Consider the following 10,334-nt stretch of genomic DNA (forward strand, 5'->3'; position numbering starts at 1 on the left):
TTGACGGTGCCCGCGCCGCCTCCGGGACGGGGGCAGCGTGGGTTCGGGAAGGAAGTCAACGCAGATCGTGGGGGATATGCGCGAGCTACGGCTGCAATCTACCCCGCACCGCAATAAATGCGCTGTGAATTCCGCGCACCGTGCAGGTGCATTTTGCGAACTTGCTCATCCGCGGCGTAACCGGTTCATCGAGGCGCCGGCGCACGCACCCGGCCATGCACCAAGATCGGGCAAAAGCGTTCAGCCCTGGGGCACGCCGGCCATGTCCGGCAGGCGGTGGGCGATGCCCTTGTGGCAGTCAATGCAGGTCTTCTGCCCGGTGCCCAGCCACAACCGGTGAACCTCGGCGGCGCGCGCGCTTTGCCGGGTCAGGTCCATGGAATCGAAGTCATGGCAGTTGCGGCATTCCAGCGAGTCGTTGGCCTTGAGCCGGGACCATTCGTGGCCGGCCAGCACCAGGCGCTCGTCGAGGAACTTCTGGCGGGTATTGATGGTTCCGAAGACCTTGCCCCAGACCTCCTTGGAGGCCTGCATCTTGCGCGCGATCTTGTCGGTCCAGTTGTGCGGCACGTGGCAGTCCGGGCAGGTGGCGCGCACGCCGGAGCGGTTGCTGTAGTGGATCGTGGCCTTCAGCTCCTCGAACACGTTGTCGCGCATCTCGTGGCAGCTGGTGCAGAACTTCTCCGTGTTGGTCGCCTCCAGCGCGGTGTTGAACCCGCCCCAGAACAGCACCCCGGCGACGAACCCGGCCACGGTCAGGAAGCCGAGGCTGTAATAGCGGCTGGGCGAGCGCAGGGTCATCCACAGCAGGCCCAGCTGGCGGCGGAGGCGGCGGAACATTCAGCGCACCTCCGCCGCGGGCGCGGCTTCCGGGGCCGCCAGCAGGCTGTCGACGTCGCGGAACTGGTTGGCCACCAGCACCGGGGCATCGGTCTGCACCACGTGGCATTGCAGGCAGAAGTAGCGCCGCGGCGAGATCGAGGCCAGGAACTGGTCGTCGCGGTCCATGTAGTGGGTGACGCTGACCGGCGGGGCCTGGAAGGTGGCGGCGTTGGCGCGGGCGTGGCACAGCATGCAGCGGTTGCTGTTGCGGTCCACCTGGTAGCCGTCGATCGCGTGCGGGATGGTTGGCGGCTGCATGGGGTAGGCGCGCACGCGCTTCAGGTCGGCGTTCTCCACCCGCGCCATCGGCGGCGGATGGCCTTCCTGGTCCACCGGCACGCCGCGGCGCACCGCGTCGATCTGGCCGGCGCCAGGCACGAACACCGCGCGCACGTCCACCGGCGCCGCGGCCGCCGGCGGCGGAGGCTCCGGCGCGTGGCCGCGGCGGGCCAGGCCCCTGCCGATCAGCACGCCCAGGAAGAACAGGACCACCCCCAGCAGCAGGGCCAGGGGGATGGCGACCAGCAGGTTGCGGTTGCGCATGGCGCGTCTCCTAGGCGGGCAGGACCTTCACCGCGCACTTCTTGTAGTCGGTCTGCTTGGAGATGGGATCGGTGGCGTCCAGGGTGACCTTGTTGATCAGCTGGCCGGCGTCGAACCAGGGCACGAACACCACCCCGCGGGGCATGCGGTTGCGGCCGCGGGTCTCCACCCGGGTGCGCATCTCGCCGCGGCGCGAGGCCACCCGCACCTCGTCGCCGCGCTTGAGCCCGCGCGCGCGGGCGTCGTCGGGGTTCATGAAGCACACCGCCGCCGGGAACGCCCGGTACAGCTCGGGGATGCGCATGGTCATCGAGCCGGAATGCCAGTGCTCCAGCACCCGGCCGGTGACCAGCCACAGGTCGTACTCGGCGTCGGGCGCCTCGGCCGGCGGCTCGTAGGGCAGCGCCCAGATCACCGCCTTGCCGTCCTTGTTGCCGTAGAACTGGAAGCCGGCCCCGGGCTTGACGTAGGGATCGCTGCCTTCGCGGTAGCGCCAGCGGGTTTCCTTGCCGTCCACCACCGGCCAGCGCAGGCCGCGCGCCTGGTGGTACGCGTCGAACGGCGCCAGGTCGTGGCCGTGCCCGCGTCCGAACTCGGCGTACTCCTCGAACAGGCCCTTCTGCACGTAGAAGCCGAAGTGCCGGGACTCCTGGTTGGCGTAGCCCTGTTCGATGTCCGACAGCGGGAACGCGTCGACCTTGCCGTTGGCGAACAGCACCTCGAACAGGGTCTTGCCGCGGTAGGCCGGATTGGCGTCGAGGATCTCCTTCGGCCAGCACTCGTCGGTGGTGAAGCGCCTGGAGAACTCCATCAGCTGCCACAGGTCCGAACGCGCCTCGCCTGGGGCCTGCACCAGCTGGTGCCAGAACTGGGTGCGGCGCTCGGCATTGCCGTAGGCGCCCTCCTTCTCCACCCACATCGCCGCCGGCAGGATCAGGTCGGCGGCCTGCGCGGTGACCGTGGGATAGGCGTCGGAGACGACGATGAAGTTCTCCGGGTTGCGGTAGCCGGGCCAGGTTTCCTGCAGCAGGTTGGCCCCGGCCTGCATGTTGTTGTTGACCTGCACCCAGTAGGCATTGAGCAGGCCGTCCTTCAGCGCGCGGTTCTGCTCCACCGCGTGGTAGCCGGGCTTCGGATTCAGCAGGCCGCGCGGAAGCTTCCAGATCTCCTCGGCGTGCTGCCGGTGCTCCGGGTTGGCCACCAGCATGTCAGCCGGCAGGCGGTGGCTGAAGGTGCCCACCTCGCGCGCGGTGCCGCAGGCCGAGGGCTGGCCGGTCAGCGAGAACGGGCTGTTGCCCGGGGTGGAGATCTTCCCGGTCAGCAGGTGGATGTTGTAGACCATGTTGTTGGCCCACACCCCGCGGGTGTGCTGGTTGAAACCCATGGTCCAGAACGACATCACCTTGACCTTCGGGTCGGCGTAGAGCTCGGCCAGCTGCTCCAGCCAGCCGGCCTCGACCCCGGTCATCTCCACCGCGTGCTGCAGGGTATAGGGCGCGACCAGGCGGGCGAAGTCGTCGAAGCTGCACGGCTCGCCGGCGCCGGGGTCGGCCGCGCCGCTGGCGGCCACCTCCAGCGGATGCTCCGGGCGCAGGCCGTAGCCGATGTCGGTCGCGCCGCGCTTGAAGGTGGCGTGCTTCTCCACGAACTGCCGGTCCACCCGCCCGGTGCGGATGATGTGGTTGGCGATGTAGTTGAGGATCACCAGGTCGGTCTGCGGCTTGAACACCACCGGGATGTCGGCCAGCTCGAAGCTGCGGTGCTCGAAGGTGGACAGCACCGCCACCTTCACGTGCGGGTGGGACAGGCGGCGGTCGGTGACCCGGGTCCACAGGATCGGGTGCATCTCGGCCATGTTCGAGCCCCACAGCACGAACGCGTCGGCCGCCTCGATGTCGTCGTAGCAGCCCATCGGCTCATCCATGCCGAAGGTGCGCATGAAGCCGTAGGCGGCCGAGGCCATGCAGTGGCGCGCGTTCGGGTCCAGGTGGTTGCTGCGGAAGCCGGCGCGCATCAGCTTGGTCGCCGCGTAGCCCTCCCATATCGTCCACTGGCCGGAGCCGAACATGCCGATGCCCTCGCCGCCCTTGGCCCTGAGCACGCGCTTGAACTGCTCGGCCATCACGTCGAAGGCCTCGTCCCAGGACACCGGGGTGAAGTCCCCGTCCTTGGCGTAGGCGCCGTTCTTCTTGCGCAGCAGCGGCGTGGTGAGGCGGTCGGCGCCGTACAGCACCTTGGACAGGAAGTAGCCCTTGACGCAGTTGATGCCGCGGTTGACCTCGGCATGCACGTCGCCATGGGTGGCGACCACGCGGCCATCGCGCACGGCGACGTTGACCCCGCAGCCGGTGCCGCAGTAGCGGCACGGCGCCTTGGACCACTTGAGCTGGACCTGGTCGCCCTCGGTGACAACGTTGGTGCCGCCGCCGGGCAGCGGCAGGCCGGCGGCGGCCGCGGCGGTGGCGATGGCGCTGGTACGGATGAAGTCGCGGCGCGTGGTGCTCATGCGGAAGCTCCACTGGCATGGGGCGGGGGAACGGGCTCGTCCAGGGCGGCGGACGGCTCGGCGTGGTGGTAGACCAGCAGCACGTTCAGCACGCCTGGCACCTCGCGCAGGCGTTCGACCAGGTCCATCACCCGGTAGCGGTCGGCGGTCTCGCACAGCACCACGCTGCGGGTGTCGCCGGCGATGGCCAGTTCCAGCGCGGGCTCGGCGGCCACCGCCGCGCGCAGTGCCGGCAAGGCATCGGCGCGGTGCTGGAGCACGAACGAAGCGATGTTGACCTCGTCCTGCGGGTTCATGCGCAGGCCTCCTCTTCAGCCGCGGCCAGCGCGATCGCGCCGGCCGGGCATACGCCGGTGCAGGCGCCGCAGCCGGTGCAGCGCGCGGCCTCGACCATGGCCATGCCGCGGCCGCCGGGCGGTACCCGGATCGCCTGTTCGGGACAGACCTCGCGGCAGCTGGCGCAGACGATGCCGGCGCCGGACAGGCAGGCATCGGCCACCATCGCGCGCAGGTTCCAGGGACGCGCCTGCGTGTGCAGCAGCGCGCCGGTGGGGCAGGCCTGGGCGCAGGCGCCGCAGAAGCTGCACTCGCCGCGGCCCGCGGCCGGATCGAACCGCGGCAGACCATCGGGTGCGCGCCGCAGCACGCGTTCCGGGCAGGCGCGGATGCACGCCTCGCAACCGGTGCAGCGCGCGGCGAAGGCCTGTCCGGGGATCGACCAGGGCGGGCGCGGACCGCAGGCATCCTCGCTGCCGAAGAGCAGTGCTCGCCGGGAGAGCGCGCCGCCTGGCATCGTCACGGCCCCGTCGGCGGGCCGGCGAACAGCAACTGCCACATCCAGACCATGAAGCCGTAGCCGGCCACGACCAGCACCGCCAGCAGCGGGAACACCACCGCAGTCACCAGCAGGAACGCGATGCGCTCCTGCCTGCGGGTCACCTCCATCTTCGGGCCCGGTGCCTGCTCCACGTGCCAGCCTGCCTTTCCAGGTGGGTCCAGTGCAGTACGCGGCGGAGGCTAGCACGGAAAACCGGACCGGGCGTGACGCACCGCGGGATGCGTGGCACCGGGCCACGCAAGCGTGACCGGGCGCACGCGCGGCACGCGTTCCTAGCTGCGGCGCGGCATGCGCCTGCGCGGCGGCTGCGGTTCGCGCTCGGCCATCTGCCGCACGCGCGCGCCGGCCTCGCGCACCAGCGCCGGCAGCAGGCGCGTTTCCGGCAGCAGGTGCCAGTACTTCTGCGGCATCTCCTGGCGCATCATCCGGGTATTGAGCCGCGCCGGATTGAAGATGCTGGCGTAGTAGGTGCGCCACAGGCCGTCCTGGGCGTCGTCGGCCGGCACGTCGGCGCGCAGCCCACCCGGGCCGGCCCACAACTGCCCGTCGTCCCAGCGCACGCTGCGGTACGGGGTGACGATGGTCCAGCGCATGCCGGCGAAGCGGCGTGCGAAGAACGGCGCGACCCGGTCCAGGATCCAGTGTTCCGGCTCGAACCAGGCGATGTAGGCCTCCTCCTCGCCCGGCACCGCGCGGAAGCGCACGAAGGCCTTCATCTTGTGGCTGTCGCGGCGCACCGCCTGCTCCAGCGCGCGGGCGCTGGCCACGTCGGCATCGGTGCTGCGTTCCAGCAGCCGCCGCTCGCCATGGCCGATGCGCCACAGCATCCGGTACAGCAGCGCATGCCGCCCCGGATCGCGATGGCACAGCACGCGCGCGGCCAGCTCCAGGAATGCCGGCGCCACCGCCAGTGCCGGCACTCCGGCAGCCAGCGGCGCCCGCGCCAGTTCAGGCCACGGCAGCAGGCCGCCCTGGGCATCGCCGCTCCAGTCCACCTGCTCCGGTGCCAGGCCGGCGGCAAACGCCCGGCGCGCCGCATCGCGCCAGGCACCCAGGTCCCACGGCGGATCCAGCTGCGCGCGGTAGCCGCTCATGCGAACAGCTCGCCTTGGCGCGGCTGCGGCGCCAGCTGTGCACGCAGGCGGGCCGGATCGTCCAGGCGTGCACGTGGATGATGGTCCAGCACGCTCACGAACGGCAGCAGCTTCTTCAGCGGGGCGCGCAACCGGGCCAGGTCGTCCAGCCGCAGGCGGCCGTGGCGGCGCGCGCCGACGATGCGGTCCACGTTGCGCGCGCCCAGCCCGGGCACGCGCAGCAGCAGCTCGCGCGGGGCGCTGTTGAGGTCCACCGGGAAGCGCTCGGGGTGGCGCAGGGCCCAGGCCAGCTTGGGATCGATGTCCAGGTCGAGCATGCCGGCGCCCTCGGGCACGATTTCCTCCACCCCGAAGCCGTAGAAGCGCAGCAGCCAGTCGGCCTGGTACAGGCGGTGCTCGCGCTGCAACGGCGGCGCGCGCGGCGGCAAAGCCGCCGAAGCATCCGGGATCGGGCTGAAGGCCGAGTAGTACACCCGCCTCATGCGGAAGTCGCCGTACAGCGCGTTGCTGGTGCGCAGGATCACCGCGTCGTCGGCGCCATCCGCGCCCACGATCATCTGCGTGCTTTGCCCGGCCGGGGCGAACCGCGGCGGCCGCCGCCGTGGCGTGGCCTTCGCGGCGCGGCGCGCCTCGGTGTTCTCGTCGATGCGCCAGCGCAGCTCGCCCATGGCATCGCGGATGCCGTCGGCGCGCTTTTCCGGCGCCAGTCTCGCCAGGCCTTCGGCGGTGGGCAGCTCGACATTGATGCTCAGCCGGTCGGCGTAACGCCCGGCCTTCTCCAGCAGTTCCGGCGAGGCCTCGGGGATGGTCTTGAGGTGGATGTAGCCGGCGAAGTGGTGGTCCTCACGTAGGCTGCGCGCCACTTCCACCATCTGCTCCATGGTGTAGTCACCGTTGCGGATGATGCCGCTGGAGAGGAACAGCCCCTCGATGTAGTTGCGCTTGTAGAAGTCCAGCGTCAGCTTCACCACCTCGGCGGCGGTGAAGCGCGCGCGGCGCACGTTGCTGCTGGCGCGGTTGACGCAGTAGGCGCAGTCGTAGATGCAGAAGTTGGTCAGCAGGATCTTCAGCAGCGACACGCAGCGCCCGTCGGGCGTGTAGGAGTGGCAGATGCCCATGCCCTCGGTGCTGCCCACGCCCTTGCCGCCGCGCGAGTCGCGCCGGCCCGCGCCGGAAGAGGCGCAGGAAGCGTCGTACTTGGCCGCGTCGGCAAGGATCGCGAGCTTGTCGGTCAGCTCCATGCCGGCACGGTGGCCGGCCTGCGTCTCAGCCGGTGAGACGCCGCCCGGCGCTGGGTGAACCGTTCAAGCCGCGTGCCTTCAGGGCACGGCGCGGCGCACGTAGACCGGCTCGCCCGGCACGTCGGTGCGCACCGTGGTCGCCGCCGGGGCGACCGGTGGCGTGGTCAGCAGGTCGTTGGTACGGCGCTGCTCGGCGATCAGCTGGCGCAGCAGCGACTTGATCCCGAACACCGCGAACGGCACCAGGATCCACAGCACGGTCAGGATCAGGGCGAAGATCGCCGCCGCGATCATCAGCGCGTTCATGCCGGTGGCGGCGGCGTCGTTGGTAAAGGTCGACAGCATGGTTCGCTCCTCGGACCGGACACCGCGCCCGGCGTGGCGACATGCTTGGGCAAGCCCCGTCCACGGCGGGTGAACCGGGCGCACGCGCCGTTGCAGGCGCGCCTTGCGCACACGGCCACGCGCGCCGCATGCGGGCCGGGACGGAGGAAACCGGGGAACGCGCCCGCGGGCGCGCGGACTCAGCGGCTGCGCTCGCGCCGCAGGGCGAAGGTCGCAAGACCGACGACGGCGGCCAGGCCGATGGCGAGGAACACGAACACAGGTGTCAACGACATGGAAGCTCCCTCAGTGCTGGACGGGCCCGGGCCGGGCCGCGGGCTGGTAACGACGGGATGCTGCGCGCGACCCTCCCCCACGGCGGTCGCGTGGCCGGCTGTGTCGCCCCGGCCGGGTTCCCTTATACCTGCCCGTCCTGCGCCGGCCACGCTGCACTGCACCGTGGCCGCCCCGCGCTCAGGGCGACAGGCGCAGGTGGTCGTCCAGTTCCGGGCCGCCGCCGCGGTCGGCGCTGCCGGCCGCCACGTGCACCGCGCCGCCCAGCAGGGTGGCCTGGGTGCCATGGCGTCCGCGCGGCAGCGGCGCCAGGCTGCGCCAGCGCCCGCTGCCCGGGTCGTAGGCCTCGACCTCGGCGTGCGCCGGCACCTGGCGCGCGCTTTCCCCGCCCAGCACCAGCAGCGCGCCGCCTGCCGCCACCGCCCCGGCGCCGGCGCGCGGGGTGGGCAGCGGCGCCTCCAGCGTGCTCCAGCGCCCGCGGGCGAAGTCGTACACGTCCACCGCGGCAATGGTCATCGACAAGGTGTCGCCGGTATCGTGCGAGGTGCGGCGGCCGCCGGCGGCGTAGAGTCTTCCGTCCAGCACCGCGGCGTGGAAGTGGTCGCGTGCATGCGGCGCGTCAGGCAGCTCCTCCCAGTGCCCGCTGGCCGGATCGAAGGCATCCAGCCACGGCACGTAGCCGCTCATGTGGCCGCGGGTATTGCCGCCGACCAGGTAGATCCTGCCCCCGTGCGAGACCACCCCGGCCGCGCCGCGGCGCCGGTGCGGGGGGATCTCCGCACCCTGGCTCCAGCGGTCGGCGCGGGGGTCGTAGACCAGCACGTGGGTGAGCGGCTGCTCCTCCGGGAAGTCGCCGGTGAACGCGCCCAGCACGTACAGCCGGCCCTCGTGCGCCAGCGCCTGGAAGTGGTGGATCTCCAGCGGCGGCGGCGCGCCCTGGCTCCAGCGCCCGCTGGCCGGATCGTAGATGTCCAGCGGCCGCTGCCCGCGCCCGCCCAGCAGGTACAGCCGCTCGCCCAGGGCGACGAAGGCGTTCTCGTGGCGCGCATGCAGCGCGCCCTCGCCGGGCGGCACCGGCTCCCACGCCGGCGGTTGCCGTGCCCCGGCGCCGAAGGTGAAGGCGGACAGGATCAGGACGGCGAGCGCTGGCAGGCGCAGAGGGCGGGAAGCAGGCTTGGCCATGGCGGGTCCCGGGATCGAGGCCCGGCCAAGGTGGCCGTTGCGCGGGCGGCCGTCAATCGCGCACCTGCGTGCGCGCGTGTCCGTGCTGCCGCGCATGGATGCGCGGGGCCGTATTCAGCGGTGGCGCAGGGGCGGATACGGGCCCCAGCCGGGGCCATGCGGTCCGTAGAAACCGGGACCGTCGGAGCTGTCCACGTGCAGCTGCACGTTGATGATGCGCGAACCGCCGTCGTCGGTCGCCTGCTCCTTGCAGTAGTTGACCGTCGCGCCCTGCCAGTTGCTGTTGCCGCCATGCCGCGAATACCCCACGCCGGCCTCGACGCTGCCGGTGATGTCGGTTTCCTTGCCGTCCGGCGCGGTCGGGCAGCGGTAGCGGTAGGTGACCTGCCTGCGCTGGCGGGTGGTCGCCACCCCGGAGGTGTCGCCGTACCAGGTGCCGGGCGGGTCGTTGCGGTAGCCGGCGCGCGCGGACTGCGGCAGGCCCAGGTCCAGGCCGGCCCCCTCCCCGCCGGCGGCGTCCGGTTCCTGGGCGAGGGCCGGCATCGCGGCGGCCAGCAGGACCAGGCAGGCAGGAAGCAGGAAGGTGCGCATGGCGTCGGTTCCAGTCGCCGCGTGCAGGCGGCTTCCCGCACACCGTAGCAGCGCCAGGTTAAACCGCGGATGGCTCGGCCTTGCGCATGCGACGACGGGCGGCCACGGGCCGCCCGTCGCGCCGGTCCGTCGCGGCCGCCGCTTCAGCGCCGCAGGAAGTCCAGCAGGTCCTGGTTGAGCCGGTCCTTGTGGGTGTCGGTGATGCCGTGCGGGCCGCCGGGGTAGACGATCAGCTGCGCGCCCTTCACCAGCGCGGCCGAGGCGCGGCCGGAGGCGTCGATCGGCACGATCTGGTCGTCGTCGCCGTGGATCACCAGGGTCGGCACGTCGAACTTCTTCAGGTCTTCGCGGAAGTCGGTGGCCGAGAACGCAGCGATCGAGTCGTAGGTGTTCTTGTGCCCGCCCTGCATGCCCTGCGCCCAGAACGACTGGATCAGGCCCTGGTTGGGCTTGGCACCCGGACGGTTGAAGCCGAAGAACGGGCCGGAAGCGATGTCCAGGTACAGCTGCGAGCGGTTCTCGATCGAGCCCTTGCGCAGGCCGTCGAATACCTCGATCGGCAGGCCGCCCGGGTTGTCCTCGGTCTTGAGCATCAGCGGCGGCACCGACGAGACCAGCACCGCGGCCTTGACCCGCGAGGTGCCGTGGCGGCCGATGTAGCGCGCCACCTCGCCGCCGCCGGTGGAGAAGCCGACCAGGGTGGCGTCGCGCAGGTCCAGGGCCTCGATCACCGCGGCCAGGTCGTCGGCGTAGTGGTCCATGTCGTTGCCGTCCCACGGCTGGCTGGAACGGCCGTGGCCGCGGCGGTCATGGGCGACGACGCGGAAGCCGTGGTCGGC

At 71.5% G+C, this 10,334-nt stretch carries 11 protein-coding genes and 1 pseudogene; all 12 read right to left on the reverse strand.

Annotated elements, in window-relative coordinates; translation table 11 throughout:
- Positions 1-240: 240 nt before the first annotated feature.
- Entirely contained in the window at positions 241-840 is a 600-nt protein-coding gene (locus PSEJ31_RS0111235; RefSeq protein ID WP_019398532.1) for a NapC/NirT family cytochrome c, read from the reverse strand.
- Positions 841-1,425: a nitrate reductase cytochrome c-type subunit gene (locus PSEJ31_RS0111240; protein WP_028915505.1), complete on the reverse strand. Its 585-nt coding sequence runs from the start codon at positions 1,423-1,425 to the stop codon at positions 841-843.
- Between the two features lie 10 nt (positions 1,426-1,435).
- Positions 1,436-3,931: a periplasmic nitrate reductase subunit alpha gene (gene napA, locus PSEJ31_RS0111245; protein ID WP_019398534.1), complete on the reverse strand. Its 2,496-nt coding sequence runs from the start codon at positions 3,929-3,931 to the stop codon at positions 1,436-1,438.
- Entirely contained in the window at positions 3,928-4,227 is a 300-nt protein-coding gene (locus PSEJ31_RS0111250) for a chaperone NapD (RefSeq protein ID WP_028915506.1), read from the reverse strand. The genes napA and PSEJ31_RS0111250 overlap by 4 nt, the downstream gene beginning before the upstream one ends.
- Positions 4,224-4,724, reverse strand: a complete 501-nt coding sequence (napF, locus tag PSEJ31_RS0111255) for a ferredoxin-type protein NapF (protein ID WP_028915507.1) — start codon at positions 4,722-4,724, stop codon at positions 4,224-4,226. The genes PSEJ31_RS0111250 and napF overlap by 4 nt, the downstream gene beginning before the upstream one ends.
- Before the next feature lie 2 nt (positions 4,725-4,726).
- Positions 4,727-4,876 (reverse strand): periplasmic nitrate reductase, NapE protein, encoded by a 150-nt coding sequence (locus PSEJ31_RS0111260; RefSeq protein ID WP_037035051.1) that lies wholly within the window; start codon positions 4,874-4,876, stop codon positions 4,727-4,729.
- Between the two features lie 177 nt (positions 4,877-5,053).
- Positions 5,054-5,863 (reverse strand): annotated as a pseudogene (locus PSEJ31_RS0111265) (TIGR03915 family putative DNA repair protein); the annotation flags it as partial.
- Positions 5,860-7,104, reverse strand: coding sequence for a putative DNA modification/repair radical SAM protein (locus tag PSEJ31_RS0111270; protein ID WP_028915510.1), 1,245 nt, complete (start codon positions 7,102-7,104; stop codon positions 5,860-5,862). The pseudogene PSEJ31_RS0111265 and the gene PSEJ31_RS0111270, both read right to left, overlap by 4 nt.
- Before the next feature lie 78 nt (positions 7,105-7,182).
- The gene (locus PSEJ31_RS0111275) at positions 7,183-7,449 is read right to left on the reverse strand and encodes a hypothetical protein (RefSeq protein WP_019398540.1); all 267 of its coding nucleotides are present in this window, start codon (positions 7,447-7,449) and stop codon (positions 7,183-7,185) included.
- Between the two features lie 453 nt (positions 7,450-7,902).
- Positions 7,903-8,904 (reverse strand): kelch motif-containing protein, encoded by a 1,002-nt coding sequence (locus PSEJ31_RS0111285; RefSeq protein ID WP_084220855.1) that lies wholly within the window; start codon positions 8,902-8,904, stop codon positions 7,903-7,905.
- Positions 8,905-9,018: 114 nt separating this feature from the next.
- Positions 9,019-9,495: a hypothetical protein gene (locus tag PSEJ31_RS0111290; RefSeq protein ID WP_028915512.1), complete on the reverse strand. Its 477-nt coding sequence runs from the start codon at positions 9,493-9,495 to the stop codon at positions 9,019-9,021.
- Between the two features lie 143 nt (positions 9,496-9,638).
- On the reverse strand, positions 9,639-10,334 hold a 696-nt coding region (locus PSEJ31_RS0111295; RefSeq protein WP_028915513.1), incomplete at its 5' end, for an alpha/beta hydrolase.

It is taken from the genome of Pseudoxanthomonas sp. J31 (assembly GCF_000510725.1).
Taxonomy (GTDB): Bacteria; Pseudomonadota; Gammaproteobacteria; order Xanthomonadales; family Xanthomonadaceae; genus Pseudoxanthomonas.